This is a genomic window from Pseudomonas sp. B21-017, assembly GCF_024749245.1.
In the GTDB taxonomy this organism is placed as follows: Bacteria; Pseudomonadota; Gammaproteobacteria; order Pseudomonadales; family Pseudomonadaceae; genus Aquipseudomonas.
On sequence record NZ_CP087194.1, the window covers coordinates 5,433,261 to 5,449,798 of the forward strand.

The following is a 16,538-nucleotide window of genomic DNA, read 5'->3' on the forward strand; positions in this document are numbered from 1 at the left end:
TTCGGTAGGATGTCGGTTATCCGTTCATGGAGCGTTCAAACATGTTCATCGGCGTCCTGCTGGTCATCACCTGGCTGATCCTGCTGCTGCGCTACCCGGCCAAGGCCGTGCCGGTTTCCGTGGCGGCCGCTGTCGGATTGGGCCTGGTGGCGACGTGGGTGTTCTGGATGGACAACCGCGAAATCAAGCAACTGGCACGCCTTGAGCTGCGCATCACTTACGCACCCGAGCACTGCCCGGCAGATCGGCCATTGAAGCTCACGATGAAAAACGGCAACGACGTGCCACTGATCGAATTGCGCTGGCGCATCGCGGCGTATGCGCCGGGCGATACGGTGAACCTGGCCGACAATCAATACGCCGCGCCACGTTATCGCGGCCCCGGCGAATTGCAGGCCGGCGGCAGTTGGGAAGACTGCTTGCCGCTACCGCCCTTGCGCCCCGGCTACCGCCCGCAAACCCTGGAATTTCGCGCTGAACGGTTGCAGGGTAGTTTCTCCGACTGATCCCCCTTTTTCTTTTGCACAAGGACCGCGCCATGCCTGTTGCGTTGATTACCGGTTGCTCCAGCGGCATTGGCCGCGCACTTGCCGACACCTTCAAAAATGCCGGTTACGAAGTCTGGGCCAGTGCTCGCAAGGCTGAAGACGTCGCGGCTCTGACTGCTGCCGGTTTCACCGCCGTGCAGCTGGACGTTAACGATGGCCCGGCCCTCGAACAGTTGAGCGAGCGGATCAACCAGCAACGCGGCGGCCTCGACGTGCTGATCAACAATGCCGGTTATGGCGCCATGGGGCCGCTGCTCGATGGCGGCGTGCCGGCCATGCAGCGCCAGTTCGAAACTAACGTGTTTGCGATTGTCGGCGTCACTCGCGCGATGTTCCCGGTACTGCGTCGCGCCCGGGGGCTGGTGGTGAACATCGGCAGCGTTTCCGGGGTTCTGGTCACGCCGTTTGCCGGTGCCTACTGCGCCTCGAAAGCCGCCGTGCATGCCTTGAGCGATGCGCTGCGCATGGAGCTGGCGCCGTTCGGCGTGCGGGTCATGGAAGTTCAGCCCGGTGCTATCGCGTCCAGCTTCGCGAAGAATGCCGGCCACGAAGCCGAGCAACTGATCACCGAACAATCACCGTGGTTTCCGCTGCGTGAAGGTATTCGTGCACGGGCCAAGGCCTCTCAAGATAAACCAACGCCGGCCAGTGAATTTGCCGCCGGTTTGCTCAAGGCTGTGCAGCAGAGCAAACCACCGCGTCTGGTGCGTTTGGGTAACGGCAGCCGGGCGTTGCCGTTAATGGCGGGGTTATTGCCAAAAGGGTTGCTGGAGTCGGGGTTGATGAAGCGGTTCGGGTTGCGCGGGCAGCTCTGAGACCGCGAAGGCGTCAAAACACACTTTCAGACTTTCAGGAAACAGCATGACCGACTACACCGAATACTTTGACGAAGTGATCCAGGCCCACGTAGCCATCGAGCAATGGTTGGCCGAGGAACGGGACGAGGCCGAGCTTGAGCAATTGCTGACGCGTTTTTCGCCGCAGTTTTCCATGGTCTCGCCGTTGGGCCGGGTGCTGGATTTCGAGGCGTTGAATGAATTGTTTCTGTTGGCGGGCGGGAAGAAGCTCGGGTTCAGGATCGAGCTCAGCGAGTTGCGAGGTGTCGCGCTGTATGACGGTGGCGCAGTGGTCAGTTACCGCGAGCAACAGACCGATGCGACGGGGCTGCATTCTGATCGGCGGTCCTCGGCGGTGTTTGAGAAACAGGCCGATGGCAAGGTGGTTTGGCGGCATTTGCATGAGACGTTTTGCCAAGGCTGACACGGCCACTTTTTGTGGCGAGGGGGCTTGCCCCCTCGCCACAGGTTATTCGCCAGCCGGGGGGTTCACCACCACCGTACACGTAATCCCCGCCGCCAACAGCACGCCCTCCGGCACTTCATCAATGTGAATCCTTACTGGCACCCGCTGCGCCAGACGCACCCAGTTAAAGGTCGGGTTCACATCAGCGATCAGCTCGCGACTTTCCGGATTATCGCGGTCGTAGATGCCGCGAGAAATACTTTCCACGTGGCCCTTGAGCACTTCGCCACTCATCAATTGCATGTCGGCTTTATCGCCCACGCGAACATGCGGCAGTTTGGTTTCTTCGAAGAAGCCATAAACCCAGAACGAATTCATGTCGACCACCGCCATTTTCGCTTCGCCGATGCGCGCATAGTCACCGCGATGGACGTTGAGGTTGGTGACGTAGCCGTCCACCGCCGCCCGCACTTCGGTGCGTTGGAGGTTCAGTTCGGCGGCTTCCAGTTGCGCTTGTGCGTTCTGGTAATCGGCCAGGGCCGAGTCGGCGATGTTGGTGGCGTCGTCGCGGTTTTCCCTGGAGATCACCAGGTTGTCGAGGTCGGCGCGGCGATGGGCGTTGACCTTGCGCATCTCCCACGTGGCCTTGCGCGAGGCCACCAGGCTCTGCGCCTGTTTCACCGCGAGGCGGTAATGCTCGGGGTCGATGCGCATCAGCAAGTCGCCCTTTTTCACCAACTGGTTGTCGCGTACCGGCACCTCCACCACCTCACCGGTCACGTCGGCGGCGACGTTGATGATGTCGGCGCGCACCCGGCCGTCACGGGTCCAGGGCGTGTTCATGTAATGCACCCACAGGGTCCGGCCGATCCACAGGGCAAGGGCCAGCACCAGCAGGGTCGCGAGCAGGCTGAAAAGCTTTTTCATCAAGGCCTTCTTCAGTGATAGAGAGTCAACGGTAGACAGTCAGCGCCAAGGCGCCGAACAGACAGGTAAACAGGCTCAGGCGCAGCAGCGCCGGGTGCCAGAAGAAACGGTACAGATCGAACCCGGACAAGAATCGGTCAAGGGCCCAGGCCAGCGCCGCCGCAATGAAAAACATCAGGGTCATGGTCGGCATGTACACGCCGTGGAAGGCGATTTCACGAGGCATGTTCAAGTCCTTGGGGCTTGGCAGTGGTGTATGAAGCCAGCGGCGATTGCGGGTCGAGCAACGAGGTGCGGATGAAGTGCAGGTAACTCTTCACCCGGCGTAATGCGGAGGTATCAAAGTGCGGCGCAAAGGGTTCGTCGGTGGCCTGCACGCGACCGATCGCGTGGTCGACGGCGACCAGCGCCCGCTCCAGATTGCTCTGGCCCGGTTGCAGAAACAGCCGTACCAGCGAACGCCCCATTACCCGGATGGACTGGCGCCACGGCTGGGATTCGGCATACGCCGGGTGCACCGGCAGAATCGCTTGTTCCTTACGCAGTTCGATAATCGCGTGGCCGACTTCCAGCACCACCAACATCCAGCGCAACAAGTCCCGCTGCACCTGCGGCTGTCCTGCGGCGAGGCCATAGGCCTGATGCAGCAAGTCCCGCGTACGGCTTTCGAAACTCGACGCCAGCCCTTTGAGTTTGCCGCTGATGGCGTACACCACTTGCCCGCGCAAGTCCTGCTCCAGCCGCCGCCACAGCCAGCGGCTGTTGGGCGGCAGAATGATTGCCCCGGCCGCCGCGCACACCAGCATGCCCATGACCATGGCGATGTAGTCGTTGATAAAGGCGTAAGGGTTGTAGACCGTAAGGTTGTCCGGCACCGAACCGGTGCTGAAGAAGATCAGCAACCCCAGGCCGACACCGGCGTATTGCGGCCGAGAAGTGAGGAACGAGCCGAGCACGATCACCGGCGCGAGCATCACGCAAAGCAATGGAAAACCGTCGATCCAGGGGAAGATGAAAAACATCTCGACGAAGCCGATCAGCGCCCCGAGCAAGGTCCCGCAGGCCATCTGAAACGCCATGCGCTTGGGGTTTGGCGTCGCGGCTGACAGGCCGACGGTGGCGGCGGCGATCAGGGTCATGGTCGCCCCGCTCGGCCACGCGGTGGCCACCCAATAGCTGCCGAGCACCACAAGGATGAACGCGGCGCGAATCCCCGACGCGGCCGAGGCCAGCCAATTGGTTTGCGGGGTGAAGGGTTCGTCCCAACGCTCCCGTTCGTGGCTGTGATCGGCCAGGGACGCGTGGGTCTGTGCATAACTGTGCAAGTCGTCGACGAAGCGATAAAGCAGTTCGTAGGCGGTGTGAAAATCCAACTGCTCGGCGTCGCTCGGATCGTTCTCCTGAAAGCTCGCCCGCAGCTTGCGCACCCGCGCCGGCAAGTTGTCCTTATAGGTCGCCAAGGCGCTGGTCAGGCGAGCGGCATCAGGGCTGGTCAGCGCACGGCCGCTGAAACCGTCGAGCACTTCGGCCAAGTCCTGCAACCCTGGTTTGATCGCCGCGACAACATGATCGGCGCCACTGCCGCGCAGGCGCTCGAGCAACTGATGCAGGGCATTGAAGCGCGTGGTGACGCCCATGAATTCGCTGTTCAAGCGACTGAGCCGCCCATTGCGCCGACGCATGTGCGGGTCTTCGAACACCGTGACACTGCGCAGTCCTTCCAGGCCCACCGCTTCGGCGATGAACCGAACGTTGCTTGCTTCAAACGCTTCGCGCCGACTGCGACCGCGCAAGCCATCAGTGACGAACAACGCAAACACACCGAAGCGCTGATACAACGCATTGCGCATCGCCGCACTGGCGGTTTGCGGCAGGATCGCGGCGCTGACCAGCGTCGAGCAGAGAATCCCCAGAGAGATTTCCAGCACTCGCCAGACCGCAGCCATGAATGCGCCGTCCGGGTGAGCCAGAGCGGGCAGCCCAACCATCGCCGCCGTATAACCGGCGAGCACAAATCCATAGGCGCGAAAGTTGCGACAACGCGCTGCGCCAGCCGTGCACAGGCCGACCCAGATCGCCAGCGAGCCGAGGAACAGTTCGGTGTTCTGCGCGAACAAGGCAATCAGCGCGACCATCACCGCCGACCCGGCCAACGTGCCGAGAAAGCGATAGAAACTCTTGGCGAACACCTGGCCGCTTTGCGGTTGCATGACGATGAACACGGTGATCATCGCGGTGCGTGGTTGCGGCAATTCAAGACGCATGGCCAGCCACAACGTGAGGAATGCGGCGAACAGCACCTTGAAAATGTAGACCCAGGTCACGCCGTCGCTGCGCGCCCAGTCGAAGAACCCCCGGCGCCATTCAAGGGAATACAGCCAGCGCAAAGGTGCGGGCAAGGGAGTCATGAAATCGTGCTCAATGGTCTAGGGCTTGAGGAACTGTGGGTGTGCCTGAAACGTCGTGCTCACTTCAAAAGGCTCGGGGTTTTCGGGGGCAGGGTTTTCTCGGCACTCGGGACGTCGTTGCCAGCGCCAAGGCCTCCGCCCAAAGCAGTCACCAGCTCAGCATGAGCACTCAACCGCGCAGCCTGAACCTGCTGCTGCACTTGCTGTTGCTTGAACAGCAAAGTCTGCGCATTGAGTACGTTGAGGTAATCGGTGAGCCCACGTTGATAGGCGATCATCGCGATGTCGTAGGTCTTCTGCGCCGTGGCCACCGATTCGGCGGCGAACGTTTGCTGCTTGTCCATCGACTCGCGGCGGATCAACTGGTCGGAGATGTTCTTCAGCGCATTGACCAGCGTCTGGTTGTATTTGGCCACGGCGATGTCATAACCGGCCGAGGCTTCACCCAGCTCGGAACGCAAGCGGCCGCCGTCAAAAATCGGCAATGTAATCGCAGGTCCCACGCTGTAGTTGAGCTTCTTGCCGGTCAGGAACTCCAGCGCACCGCCGCCAGTGGCCATGTAACCGAGGCTGCCGACCAGATCGACGTTGGGGTAGAAGCCTGCGTGAGCGACATCGATGCCCCGCGCCTGGGCCGCCACTTGCCAGCGACTGGCAACCACGTCCGGGCGTTGACCGAGCAATTGCGCCGGCAGCGACGACGGTAACTTCAGCGCCGTCCCCAACGACAGCGTCGGCCGTTGCAACTGCGCGCCCTCCCCCGGTCCCTTGCCGGCCAAGGCCGCGAGCTGGTTACGGCTGAGGGCGATTTCTTCATCCAGCGCATCAAGCTGGCGATGGGTTTCCGGTAGCGGCGTTTCGGCCTGGCTGACTTCGAAGTGCGTGCCGATGCCACCGTCCAGGCGTTTTTGCGCCAGGTCGAGGATTTGTTGTTGCTGCTTCAGGGTCGCCGCGACGATGTCCCGTTGCGCGTAATGCAACGAGAGCTCGATGTAGGCGCGCACGATGTTGTTCTGCAATTCAAGCTGGGCCTGCCGTGCTTCGGCAGCGCTCATGTGCGCCATGTCCACCGCTCGCTCGGTGGCGTTGCTTTCGCGCCCCCAGAGGTCGAGGGCATAGCTGAAGCCCAGCGCGGCGTTGTTGTCCCAAGTGGTGGTGTTGGCCAACTCACCGGGCCCGTAGAACTGATCGGTGGGCCAGTTGTGGCGTTTGAGGGTCGACTGGCCATTGATCTGCAGCGACTCGGCGGACTCGGCAATACCCGCCATGGACCGGGCCTGACGCACCCGTGCGGCGGCCATGGCCATGTTCGGACTGTCTTGCAGGGCGAGGGAGATCCAGCGGTTCAGTTGCGGGTCGCCGTAGGCCTGCCACCATTGGGCGGTGGGCCAGTGAGCGTCCCGGGCGGCGCTCTGGATGGCTTCGTCGGTGGCCAGTGAATTGGCCTCCAGTGCCTTGCCTTCTGGGGCAATACCGCCGGTTCCGATGCAGCCGCTGATTGCCAGGGTTAAAGCCAAAACACTGAGCGTCTTGAGCGCTCTGTTGATGCGACGCGGCACTGCTGCAAATTCCTGAAAGGGGGGAGAGTCACGAGATCCTGTAGGAGCCGGCTTGCTGGCGATGGGAACGCCGCGGTCTATCTGAAGACCGCAGTGATGCCATCGCCAGCAAGCCGGCTCCTACAGTCGGCGCAATTCTAGGGGTGGGCCTTGTTGGCGATAAGCCGGGATTCTTGTGAATCTTTGTTACCGTTAACGAGATAATCCCTTGGTCGGGGTCTCAGTCTCTGAAACTTCGTGTCACAATTTGCCATCCGCCAAGAGAGCACCCCATGGACACTTTGCAAAACATGCGCGCCTTCAGTTACGTGGCCGAGGCCGGCAGCTTCACCGCCGCCGCCGTACAACTGGACACCACCACGGCCAACGTCTCGCGCGCGGTCTCCAACCTGGAGGCCCACCTGCAAACCCGCCTGCTCAACCGCACCACCCGGCGCATTGCCTTGACCGAAGCGGGCAAGCGCTATCTGTTGCGCTGCGAGCAGATCCTGGCCTATGTCGAAGAAGCCGAAGCCGAGGCCAGCGACGCCCACGCGCGCCCGGCCGGGCAACTCAAGGTGCACACCATGACCGGCATCGGCCAGCACTTCGTGATCGACGCCATCGCTCGCTACCGCAAGACCCACCCCGACGTGACCTTCGACCTGACCATGGCCAACCGTGTGCCGGACTTGCTCGACGAGGGCTACGACGTGTCCATCGTGCTCGCCAGCGAACTGCCCGACTCGGGCTTCGTCTCCCAGCGTTTGGGCATCACCTACAGCATCGTTTGCGCATCCCCCGCCTATGTAAAAGCCAATGGCTGCGCGCAGAAGCCCAGCGACTTGCTCAATCACATGTGCTTGCGCCTGGTGAGCCCGGTGATCCCGCTGGAAAAGTGGGCTTTCGATGGCCCCGAAGGCCAGGAAATGGTCACCATCAACAGCTCACCGTTCTTGGTGAACTCCGCTGACGCGATGAAGACAGCGATCACCAGCGGCATGGGGGTTGGGGTGTTGCCGGTGTATGCGGCGATTGAAGGGCTGCGCAACGGTACGCTGGTGCGGGTGATGCCAAAGTACCGCTCGCAGGAATTGAATCTGTATGCGATTTACCCGTCGCGGCAGTATCTGGACGCGAAGATCAAGACCTGGGTCGAATACTTGCGTGGATCGTTGCCGGAGATTCTGGCGGCGCATCAGGCGGAATTGGCGGCGTATGAATTGAGCGGCAGCTTGGGCGGGGCTCGGCTGGCGAACTGATTTCACGGTCCTACAGACGCGGTGATTTTGGGGGATGTTTCCGACGAGTTCTGTCGGTTGTTGGGTCGGAAGCGAAGTGGGTAGGCTTTGTGGGTCGCTGCAAAATCAGCGATCAGGTCTGGAAAACCTGGCGAACACTGACCACACCCCATGGCATACTGCGGCGCTTTTTACTGCACGCAATCCTTGTTATGGCGGCTGTGCGCGGGAGACCTTCGGGTCTGCCGGGTTTTGGTGGGTGTTCCGGTTTTTCCAGTCCGCGCACAGCTGCCACCCTTTCGTCTGGAAAACGAAAGATGGCAGTTCCACTTCATCTGCCAATGAGTAACTTCCGCATGATTAAAGAAACACCGAACCCTCCGGAAACCGACGACGTTTCCCCCTACGAATCTCTCGATTCGAAAAAACTCAACGAAGCCGCCGAACGAGCGCTCGATCACTACCTCAAGCCCACTCCGAAAAAACCAGAAGGCCGCAAGCCAAGCAGGATGTTTCAGGTCGCGCCGGACATGGACAACGAGAGCCTGCTGGCCCATGTCTGCGAATCCCTGGCCTCGGCCAGCGTCATGACCAGCGACATTGCAGCCTATGTCGACGCCCCGCAGCGGCATACGATCCTGGCGATCCAGCAGGTCATCATGCTGGCCGAACTGGCGGTGAACCGGGTGCTGGATAACGTCGACGTACCGAAGCCCGCGCCACATAGCTGACGCATTGTAGGAATGACCTGTGGCGAGGGGGCTTGCCCCCGTTTGAGTGCGTAGCACTCACAATATCTTTGGACCACCAGAGATTTTGGGGCTGCTTCGCAGCCCAACGGGGGCAAGCCCCCTCGCCACAGGTCGCTCCTACAGTTTTGGATGGCGTACACCCTCGCATAATGTCCGCGAAGAATGTTAGCTTGCTTGGCAATCTCCACGCCCGACGAGCCCCTCTCCAATGAAAAAAACCGTCCTCGCCTTCAGCCGCATCACTCCGCCCATGATCGAACGCCTGCAACAGGATTTCGACGTGATCGTGCCGAATCCGAAAAACGGCGACATCGCCGCCCAGTTCAACGAAGCCCTGCCCCACGCCCACGGCCTGATCGGCGTTGGTCGCAAACTCGGCCGGGCGCAACTGGAGAACGCCAGCAAACTGGAAGTGGTGTCCAGTGTCTCCGTCGGCTACGACAACTATGACCTCGCCTACTTCAACGAACGCGGGATCATGCTCACCAACACCCCCGACGTGCTCACCGAAAGCACCGCCGACCTGGCCTTCGCCCTGCTCATGAGCAGTGCCCGCCGCGTCGCCGAGCTGGACGCCTGGACCAAGGCAGGCCAATGGCAAGCCACCGTCGGTGCACCGTTGTTCGGCAGCGATGTGCATGGCAAAACCTTAGGCATCGTCGGCATGGGCAACATCGGCGCGGCCATCGCCCGTCGTGGTCGACTGGGCTTCAACATGCCGGTTATCTACAGCGGCAACAGCCGCAAGACCGCACTGGAACAGGAACTCGGCGCACAGTTCCGTAGCCTGGATCAACTGCTGGCCGAAGCCGATTTCGTCTGCCTGGTGGTGCCGCTTAGCGAAAAAACCAGGCACCTGATCAGCCACCGCGAACTGGCGTTGATGAAACCGAGCGCCATTCTGGTGAACATCGCCCGTGGCCCGGTGGTAGACGAGCCGGCGCTGGTCGAAGCGCTGCAAAACAACCGGATTCGTGGCGCCGGGCTGGACGTTTACGAGAAAGAACCACTGGCTGAATCACCGCTGTTCCAACTGAAAAACGCCGTGACCCTGCCGCATATCGGCTCGGCCACGCACGAAACCCGCGAAGCCATGGCCAACCGTGCGTTGGCTAACTTGCGCAGTGCCTTGTTGGGTGAAAGACCGCAGGATCTGGTGAACCCACAAGTGTGGAAAGGCTGATCAAAAAGGGCGGGTGTTTTAAACACCTGCCCGTTCTCGGCATATTGTCGACTTCATATTGCCGTTGCTGATTTATATCGCTATCAGAATCGAGCGCTGAGTTGTTCAGCGCTCGGTCAAAGCATCAGGCCAATTTGCCGCTTCCCTGCACCATCGGTGCCTTGGGCTTACGAAACACCAGTACATTGCCCAACATCACCAGCACCAACCCCACCAATGCCGGCGCCGTCCATTGATAGCCCTCGGCAAACGCCGACACATTCAGCGCCACCACCGGGAATAACACGGTGCAATACGCCGCCCGCTCCGGCCCCATGCGCCCGACCAGCGTCAGGTAGGCAGTGAAGCCGATCACCGAGCCCGGAATCACCAGGTACAGCAACGAGCCGATGTAACGGGCGTTCCATTCCATGTCGAACGGGATGCCTTTGACCAGGCACCACACCGACAACATCGCTGCGCCATAAGCCATGCCCCAGGCATTGGTGGTCAGGGGTTTCAGGCCGGCCCTCTGCTGCAGACTCGACAGCATGTTGCCCGCCGAGAAGCACAAGGTTCCGAGCAACGCCAGAGCCAACCCGAGCAAGGTTTCCGGGCTGGCGGTATGACCGGCCAGCTCCGGCCAGAACAACAGGCCCAAGCCGAGCAAGCCCAACGCGCCGCCCATCAACACGTTGCGGGCGATTTTCTGGCCGAAGAACACCCGCGCATTGAAGGCGTTCCACAACGTGGCGGTGGAAAACACCACGGCGACCAGACCGCTGGGAATCCACTGGCTGGCGGTGAGGAAGCACATGAAATTGATACAGAACAGGCACAGCCCCTGCGCCAGGCAAATCAGATGCCCGCGACGGTTCATCACTTGCAGACGCCGGCTAAGCAACAACATCACGAACAGCACCAGCGCGGCGAGGCCGAAGCGATAGACGATCGACACCGGAATCGCCACCACGCCCAATTGCCATTTCAAGGCAATCCAGGTGGTGCCCCAGATCAATACGGTCAGCAGGTATAGCGAGAGGTTCATGGTGAAGACTCCTGAATAGGCCTTCAGTGTCCGGCGCGCCCCCCTTTTTCACTTGCATAAACTTGCGCTTTTGTCGGCCCGCAGGCTGGCAGGCCAGCGTCTACGGAGTAGGATGCAAGGCGTTGGAGAGAACCGATCATGGCCGCACTGGAAACGTTGCAAGTCTTTCAAGCCCTCAACCGCTCGCCCAATGCTCGCCTGGAGCACAGCGCCGAGCTCGGTGACGGCATGGCTGCGGCTTTGTGGAGCAACCACCATGACGCCCAGGACTACGAAGCGCCGAGCCATCACACTTTGTCGTGCTACATCGCCGGCGGCACCGGCACCTTTCGCCGCGACCAGCCCGGCACCAAGGGCGGCCCGGACAAGCTGTGCATTCTGCCGGCCGACCATCAGTCAGGCTGGGTGATCAACGGCGACATTCGCCTGGCCCACCTGTATTTCAGCCCCGAACAATTTGCCCTTGGTTGCGTCACGTTGCTGGATCGCGAGCCACGGGAATTGCAGTTGCGCGAGCGCACGTTCCTCGAAGACCCGCAGCAAGTACGGCACTTTCGGCAGTTGATCAGCCTCAACTGGGACGAACCCGGCGAACGCCTGCTCACCAGCAGCCTGGCCCACGAGATGCTCAGCCACGCCTTGCTCAGCCAGGTCGGTGTGCGTCAGGGCCTGCGCCTCAAGGGTGGATTGGCGGCGCATCAGCGGCGGCAACTGGTGGAGTTCATCGACAGTCAGTTGGCGGAGGCGATCAGCCTTGGGCAATTGGCGAGCTTGTGCGCGCTGTCGGAATATCACTTTGCGCGGATGTTTCGTGTGAGCTTCGGCTTGCCGCCGCATCAGTATGTGTTGGCGCGGCGTCTGAGCCGCGCGCGGGAGTTGTTGCGCGCATCGTCGCAGCCGTTGGGGGAGATTGCGCTGGCGTGCGGTTTTGCCAGTGCGAGCCATTTCACCAACCGGTTTCGACAGGCATTGGGTGGGACGCCTGGGGAGTATCGGCAGGCGTTTTTACGCTAGAACAAAGAGTAAAAGATCACAGCCTTCGGCAGCTCTCGCGCCAGAAACAAAACGGGCCTGCAATCGCAGGCCCGTTTTAATCAGGAAGGTAAAAGGTGAATCAGGCCTCAGCCATTGAGCGCAGCCTGTTCGTTCTCGAGAAACTCATCCTCAAGCAGCGCATCGGCATGAGCGCCCCTATCGAACGGCACCACAGCGGCGCGTGGTTTGCCGCGTAATTTGCCAAACATATGCTCCAGCGCATGTTCAAGTTTTTCGGCTGCCCCGTCGATCGCCTGTTCCAGGGAGTCAGCTTTATGGGTAACGGAAATTGGTTGGTGGCCTTTTGGCCGCGCTTCCAGCTGGCAGCGCATGTCATGGGGACCAGGCTTGTCGCCGTTCTCGTCCCGCAGATGGACCTCGACGCGGGTCAGGTCCTCTTCATAACGTTCGAGCGTGCTCTCAATGGTAGTACGTACCCACTCCTCCAGTCGTTTACTGCTTTGAATATGGTTATCGCTATTGACTTGGATTTGCATAGTTCTTCCCTTATTTCAGCTAGCTCGCAAGAGGCGCATCGGCTGGCCCTTGGGCGTCATCACCGCAACCTCTTGGTTACACAATCGGTGTGTGCGCGGAACATTTCAACCCCTAAAAAAAGATAAATATTCATACGCAAAAAAAGCCGGACAACGAGCAAAAGCGCTGTTAATGTCGGGAGTTGGGTCGGCCCTGTCTTCAGTCACAAATGGTCACATCTGCCGCTCCCCCCAACGGATGCAGGTCACGAAAAATCCCCGCCTCTTCCACCAGCCAGTCATGCACCGCGCGTACGCCCGGATGGCTCAGCGCACCCGGCGCGTAGAGCAGCACGTAGCGCTTGTGATTAGGCACCGCCAGGCCAAACGGCACGATCAGCGTGCCCCGTTCCAGCTCATCGTTAAGCAGCGTTCGCCGCGCAATCGCCACGCCCATCCCGGCAATCGCCGCTTCGATGGTCAGGTGATTGCGGTTGAAGGTGTGCCCGCGCCGCACGTCCGCGCCTTCGAAACCGATGGCATTGAGGTAAAACTCCCATTCCGCGTATTCGTAACTGCCGCGCCAGGCGGTGATGTCGTGCAACAACGGAAAGTGCATCAAGTCTGCCGGGCCGTGCAGCGGCGGCCGCCCTCGCAACAGGCTCGGGGCGCACACCGGAAATATCTGCTCGTCGAGCAAGGCTGTGGATAACAATCCGGGATAGCTGCCGTCATTCAGATCGATCGCCAGGTCGAAATCTCCCTCGTGCAACGGCACGCTGCTGTCCTCCGCCACCAGGCGCAATTGAATGTCCGGAAAACGCTGCTGCAAACGCGGCAAACGCGGGGTCAGCCATTTGCTCAGGAACGAGGGAATCGAACGCACCCGCAAAATCCCGCTGATCATTCCAGCATCCAGTCGTCGCAATTCTGCGTCGATGCTGCCGTAAGCCTCGTTGACCGTAATGGCCAGGCGCTGGCCTTGCGCACTCAATTCCACGCCACGAGCGCGACGGTGGAACAGGCGAAAACCCAGCCGCTCTTCCAGTTGCCGAATTTGCTGACTGACCGCACCCGGCGTGATGTGCAGTTCTTCGGCACAACGGGTAAACGACAGGTGCCGCGCGGCACAGGAAAACACGTGCAGCCAGACATAAGTCTGGGCGTGCAATTGACGACTCATCGTTTAGTCCTGCTAAAGGCTATCTTAGGAAGTTTCGTTGGTCACGTAGGACCGAGGTAGGCAGTATCGCCGACATTGCGCTTGGCCTACAAAAATGGCGGCGATTTCTCTTCCATTGCTTGTATAGGCTTTAGCATGGCTATCAGTGTTTTCGATCTCTTCAAAGTCGGCATCGGTCCGTCCAGTTCCCACACCGTCGGCCCGATGCGCGCTGCAGCGACCTTTGCCCAAGCACTGATTGAGCAGAATTTGCTGGCCGCCGTCCGTCGGGTCGAAATCCGCCTTTACGGTTCGCTTTCAGCCACCGGCGTCGGCCATGCCACCGACCGCGCCTGTGTCATGGGCCTGATGGGCGAATGGCCGGATAGCATCGACCCGACCACCATCGATTCGCGTATCCAGCACATGCGGGAAACCGGCAAGCTGTCCCTGGCCGGCAAAGCGACCATCGCCTTCAACTGGCAGCACGATCTCCTGCTGCTCGACGAGAGCCTGCCCTACCACCCTAACGCCATGTCCCTGACAGCCTTCGGCGAAACCGGTGAGCTGTTCGAGCAGACGTACTACTCGGTGGGCGGCGGTTTCATCATCGACGCGGCCGAAGCCGAGTCCGGCATTGCGCCGGCCAGCGACGTTGTGCTGCCGTACGATTTCTGCAGCGCCGCCGAATTGCTCAAGCTCTGCAAACAGCACGGTCTACGGGTGTCCGAATTGATGATGGCCAATGAATTGGCCTGGCGCAGCGAAGCCGAAGTCCGTCAGGGCCTGTTGCACATCTGGTCGGTAATGCGCGAGTGCGTCGAGCAAGGCTTGCGTCACGAAGGCATCCTTCCCGGCGGTCTGAATGTTCCCCGCCGCGCCGCGAAATTGCATCGCAGCCTGTTGGAAATCGGCAAACCGAACGTCATCAGCTCCACCCTGTCGGCCATGGAGTGGGTGAACCTGTTCGCCCTCGCCGTGAACGAAGAAAACGCCGCGGGCGGACGGATGGTCACCGCGCCTACAAACGGGGCGGCGGGGATCATTCCGGCCGTGCTGCACTACTACATGAAATTCAACCCGGACGCGTCGGACGATGACGTCGTGGCGTTCTTTTTGGGCGCGGCTGCCGTAGGCATTCTTTGTAAGAAAAACGCCTCGATTTCTGGCGCCGAAGTCGGCTGCCAAGGCGAGGTCGGCTCCGCCTGTGCCATGGCCGCCGCCGGTTTGGCCGACGTGCTCGGCGCCACCCCGGAACAACTGGAAAACGCCGCTGAAATCGGCCTGGAACACAACCTCGGCCTGACCTGCGATCCGGTCGGTGGTCTGGTGCAAGTGCCGTGCATCGAGCGCAACGCGATTGCCGCGGTGAAGGCGATCAACGCCACGCAAATGGCCCTGCGCGGTGACGGCAAACACTTCATTTCCCTGGACCGGGTGATCCGCACCATGCGCGATACCGGCGCCGACATGCACGACAAATACAAAGAAACTTCACGGGGCGGCCTGGCGGTTAGCTGGGTGGAGTGCTGAGGAGCATTTCCTGACCGTTCGCAACACGTGAGCCCGAGTAATAATAATAACGAGGCGAAAACGATGACCGATGTACGTACACCTGCTGCCGATAATCCCGCTGTAGACCTCACACGCAATAACGAAATAACCCACAAAGGCTGGAGTAAACACGACACCACCTGGATGCTTGGTCTCTATGGCACAGCGATTGGCGCCGGCACGCTGTTTTTGCCGATCAACGCCGGCGTGGGTGGTTTCTGGCCGCTGCTGATCCTGGCAGTGCTGGCGTTTCCGATGACATTCTTTGCACACCGCGGTCTGACTCGTTTCGTGTTGTCCGGCCGTTCCGGGGACATCACTGAAGTGGTGGAAGAACACTTCGGCATCGGTGCCGGCAAGCTGATCACGTTGCTGTATTTCTTCGCGATTTTCCCGATTCTGCTGGTGTACAGCGTAGCGCTGACCAATACCCTGAGCAGCCTCATGGAGCACCAGTTGCACATGACGCCACCGCCTCGGGCGATCCTGTCACTGGGGTTGATTCTCGGCCTGATGGCCATCGTCCGTTGTGGTCAGGGCGTCATCGTCAAATGCATGAGTGTGCTGGTTTACCCGTTCGTCGCGGCATTGCTGCTACTGGGCATCAGCCTGATCCCGAACTGGAACGGCGCGTTCTTCGCCACCGCCAGTGAAGGCATGCCGCTGCCGCTGTTCTTCAAGACCTTGTGGCTGGCGATCCCGGTGATGGTGTTCTCGTTCAACCATTCGCCGATCATTTCCGCCTTCGCCGTCGATCAGAAGCAGCGTTACGGCAAGCAAGCCGAACGCAAAAGCAGCGGCATTCTGGCGATTGCTCACGCCATGATGGTCGTCACGGTGATGTTCTTTTGCTTCAGCTGCGTGCTGGCGTTGTCCCCGGCTGATTTGGCCGCAGCGAAGGCGCAGAACATTTCGATCCTGTCGTACCTGGCCAACCACTTCCAGACGCCGGTCATCGCTTACGCCGCGCCGCTGATTGCGCTGGTGGCAATCACCAAATCCTTCCTGGGCCATTACATCGGCGCCAGCGAAGGCTTTCAGGGCCTGATCGTGAAAAGCCTGCGTGGCCGTGGTCGAGTCGTCTCCGCCGGCTGGCTGAACCGCCTCACTGCGCTGTTCATGATCCTCAGTTGCTGGGCCGTGGCGACCTTCAACCCGAGCATCCTGGGCATGATCGAAACCCTCGGCGGGCCGATCATCGCCTGCCTGTTGTTCCTGATGCCGATGTACGCCATCCGCCGTGTACCGGCCTTGCGCCAGTACTCGGGCCAGGCCTCGAACGTGTTCGTGGTGTTGGTCGGTCTGATTGCACTGTCTGCGATCATCTATTCATTTATGCCCTGAAACGGGCAGGCAAAAAGCAGGCGGGCCAGAGTGCCCGCCGTTTTTTTGCCGTAAACATTGTCCGACAGTTTTTCCGGCATGCCCCTTGCTATCTCCCTTGT

General features: G+C 60.6%; 16 protein-coding genes. 9 read left to right on the forward strand and 7 right to left on the reverse strand.

Going from position 1 to position 16,538, the window contains the following annotated elements:
* Nucleotides 1-41 precede the first annotated feature (41 nt).
* From LOY28_RS24625 to LOY28_RS24635, 3 genes are read left to right on the forward strand one after another with little or no spacing between them, the layout of a single operon-like run.
* A complete protein-coding gene (locus LOY28_RS24625; protein WP_018927136.1) occupies nucleotides 42-506 on the forward strand; it encodes a hypothetical protein in 465 nt (154 codons plus the stop codon).
* Between the two features lie 32 nt (nucleotides 507-538).
* On the forward strand, nucleotides 539-1,363 hold the full coding sequence (locus LOY28_RS24630) for an SDR family oxidoreductase (RefSeq protein ID WP_064620202.1): 825 nt from the start codon (nucleotides 539-541) through the stop codon (nucleotides 1,361-1,363).
* Between the two features lie 46 nt (nucleotides 1,364-1,409).
* Entirely contained in the window at nucleotides 1,410-1,808 is a 399-nt protein-coding gene (locus LOY28_RS24635) for a DUF4440 domain-containing protein (protein WP_018927138.1), read from the forward strand.
* Between the two features lie 45 nt (nucleotides 1,809-1,853).
* Here LOY28_RS24635 and LOY28_RS24640 read toward each other — a convergent pair whose 3' ends face one another.
* The 4 genes from LOY28_RS24640 to LOY28_RS24655 are packed head-to-tail and all read right to left on the reverse strand — an operon-like array spanning nucleotide 1,854 to nucleotide 6,684.
* Nucleotides 1,854-2,717 carry an HlyD family secretion protein gene (locus LOY28_RS24640; RefSeq protein WP_018927139.1) on the reverse strand — a complete coding sequence of 288 codons (864 nt, stop codon included), beginning with the start codon at nucleotides 2,715-2,717 and terminating at the stop codon, nucleotides 1,854-1,856.
* Nucleotides 2,718-2,742: 25 nt separating this feature from the next.
* Complete coding sequence (locus tag LOY28_RS24645; RefSeq protein ID WP_007896379.1) at nucleotides 2,743-2,943, reverse strand: DUF1656 domain-containing protein; 201 nt, start codon at nucleotides 2,941-2,943, stop codon at nucleotides 2,743-2,745.
* On the reverse strand, nucleotides 2,933-5,125 hold the full coding sequence (locus tag LOY28_RS24650) for an FUSC family protein (protein ID WP_258612668.1): 2,193 nt from the start codon (nucleotides 5,123-5,125) through the stop codon (nucleotides 2,933-2,935). The genes LOY28_RS24645 and LOY28_RS24650 overlap by 11 nt, the downstream gene beginning before the upstream one ends.
* A 59-nt stretch (nucleotides 5,126-5,184) precedes the next feature.
* On the reverse strand, nucleotides 5,185-6,684 hold the full coding sequence (locus LOY28_RS24655; protein ID WP_258612669.1) for an efflux transporter outer membrane subunit: 1,500 nt from the start codon (nucleotides 6,682-6,684) through the stop codon (nucleotides 5,185-5,187).
* Between the two features lie 272 nt (nucleotides 6,685-6,956).
* On the opposite strand from LOY28_RS24655, the gene LOY28_RS24660 reads away from it, so the two are divergent.
* From LOY28_RS24660 to LOY28_RS24670, 3 genes are all read left to right on the forward strand, one after another.
* Nucleotides 6,957-7,925: a LysR family transcriptional regulator gene (locus LOY28_RS24660; RefSeq protein ID WP_018927142.1), complete on the forward strand. Its 969-nt coding sequence runs from the start codon at nucleotides 6,957-6,959 to the stop codon at nucleotides 7,923-7,925.
* Between the two features lie 335 nt (nucleotides 7,926-8,260).
* Nucleotides 8,261-8,635, forward strand: coding sequence for a DUF6124 family protein (locus LOY28_RS24665; RefSeq protein ID WP_258614504.1), 375 nt, complete (start codon nucleotides 8,261-8,263; stop codon nucleotides 8,633-8,635).
* Nucleotides 8,636-8,864: 229 nt separating this feature from the next.
* Complete coding sequence (locus LOY28_RS24670) at nucleotides 8,865-9,839, forward strand: D-glycerate dehydrogenase (RefSeq protein ID WP_018927144.1); 975 nt, start codon at nucleotides 8,865-8,867, stop codon at nucleotides 9,837-9,839.
* Between the two features lie 124 nt (nucleotides 9,840-9,963).
* On the opposite strand, the gene LOY28_RS24675 is transcribed toward LOY28_RS24670, so the two are convergent.
* The gene (locus LOY28_RS24675; protein ID WP_018927145.1) at nucleotides 9,964-10,866 is read right to left on the reverse strand and encodes a DMT family transporter; all 903 of its coding nucleotides are present in this window, start codon (nucleotides 10,864-10,866) and stop codon (nucleotides 9,964-9,966) included.
* Nucleotides 10,867-11,004: 138 nt separating this feature from the next.
* On the opposite strand from LOY28_RS24675, the gene LOY28_RS24680 reads away from it, so the two are divergent.
* Nucleotides 11,005-11,880 (forward strand): helix-turn-helix domain-containing protein, encoded by an 876-nt coding sequence (locus tag LOY28_RS24680; RefSeq protein WP_111454323.1) that lies wholly within the window; start codon nucleotides 11,005-11,007, stop codon nucleotides 11,878-11,880.
* A 107-nt stretch (nucleotides 11,881-11,987) separates the two neighbouring features.
* Here the strand turns inward: LOY28_RS24680 and LOY28_RS24685 are convergent, their stop codons facing one another.
* Entirely contained in the window at nucleotides 11,988-12,398 is a 411-nt protein-coding gene (locus LOY28_RS24685; RefSeq protein WP_018927147.1) for an HPF/RaiA family ribosome-associated protein, read from the reverse strand.
* Nucleotides 12,399-12,597: 199 nt separating this feature from the next.
* Entirely contained in the window at nucleotides 12,598-13,560 is a 963-nt protein-coding gene (locus tag LOY28_RS24690) for a LysR substrate-binding domain-containing protein (RefSeq protein ID WP_018927148.1), read from the reverse strand.
* Nucleotides 13,561-13,695: 135 nt separating this feature from the next.
* On the opposite strand from LOY28_RS24690, the gene LOY28_RS24695 reads away from it, so the two are divergent.
* Nucleotides 13,696-15,072: an L-serine ammonia-lyase gene (locus LOY28_RS24695; RefSeq protein ID WP_258612670.1), complete on the forward strand. Its 1,377-nt coding sequence runs from the start codon at nucleotides 13,696-13,698 to the stop codon at nucleotides 15,070-15,072.
* A gap of 63 nt (nucleotides 15,073-15,135) precedes the next feature.
* On the forward strand, nucleotides 15,136-16,437 hold the full coding sequence (locus LOY28_RS24700) for a serine/threonine transporter (RefSeq protein WP_086944720.1): 1,302 nt from the start codon (nucleotides 15,136-15,138) through the stop codon (nucleotides 16,435-16,437).
* The last annotated feature ends 101 nt before the right edge of the window (nucleotides 16,438-16,538 follow it).

Excerpts from the sequence above, each read along its gene's own strand:
- LOY28_RS24625 (WP_018927136.1), top strand. The coding sequence starts at position 42 with ATGTTCATCGGCGTCCTGCTGGTCATCACCTGGCTGATCCTGCTGCTG.
- LOY28_RS24630 (WP_064620202.1), top strand. The coding sequence starts at position 539 with ATGCCTGTTGCGTTGATTACCGGTTGCTCCAGCGGCATTGGCCGCGCA.
- LOY28_RS24635 (WP_018927138.1), top strand. The coding sequence starts at position 1,410 with ATGACCGACTACACCGAATACTTTGACGAAGTGATCCAGGCCCACGTA.
- LOY28_RS24640 (WP_018927139.1), bottom strand. The coding sequence starts at position 2,717 with ATGAAAAAGCTTTTCAGCCTGCTCGCGACCCTGCTGGTGCTGGCCCTT.
- LOY28_RS24645 (WP_007896379.1), bottom strand. The coding sequence starts at position 2,943 with ATGCCTCGTGAAATCGCCTTCCACGGCGTGTACATGCCGACCATGACC.
- LOY28_RS24650 (WP_258612668.1), bottom strand. The coding sequence starts at position 5,125 with ATGACTCCCTTGCCCGCACCTTTGCGCTGGCTGTATTCCCTTGAATGG.
- LOY28_RS24660 (WP_018927142.1), top strand. The coding sequence starts at position 6,957 with ATGGACACTTTGCAAAACATGCGCGCCTTCAGTTACGTGGCCGAGGCC.
- LOY28_RS24665 (WP_258614504.1), top strand. The coding sequence starts at position 8,261 with ATGATTAAAGAAACACCGAACCCTCCGGAAACCGACGACGTTTCCCCC.
- LOY28_RS24670 (WP_018927144.1), top strand. The coding sequence starts at position 8,865 with ATGAAAAAAACCGTCCTCGCCTTCAGCCGCATCACTCCGCCCATGATC.
- LOY28_RS24675 (WP_018927145.1), bottom strand. The coding sequence starts at position 10,866 with ATGAACCTCTCGCTATACCTGCTGACCGTATTGATCTGGGGCACCACC.
- LOY28_RS24680 (WP_111454323.1), top strand. The coding sequence starts at position 11,005 with ATGGCCGCACTGGAAACGTTGCAAGTCTTTCAAGCCCTCAACCGCTCG.
- LOY28_RS24685 (WP_018927147.1), bottom strand. The coding sequence starts at position 12,398 with ATGCAAATCCAAGTCAATAGCGATAACCATATTCAAAGCAGTAAACGA.
- LOY28_RS24690 (WP_018927148.1), bottom strand. The coding sequence starts at position 13,560 with ATGAGTCGTCAATTGCACGCCCAGACTTATGTCTGGCTGCACGTGTTT.
- LOY28_RS24695 (WP_258612670.1), top strand. The coding sequence starts at position 13,696 with ATGGCTATCAGTGTTTTCGATCTCTTCAAAGTCGGCATCGGTCCGTCC.
- LOY28_RS24700 (WP_086944720.1), top strand. The coding sequence starts at position 15,136 with ATGACCGATGTACGTACACCTGCTGCCGATAATCCCGCTGTAGACCTC.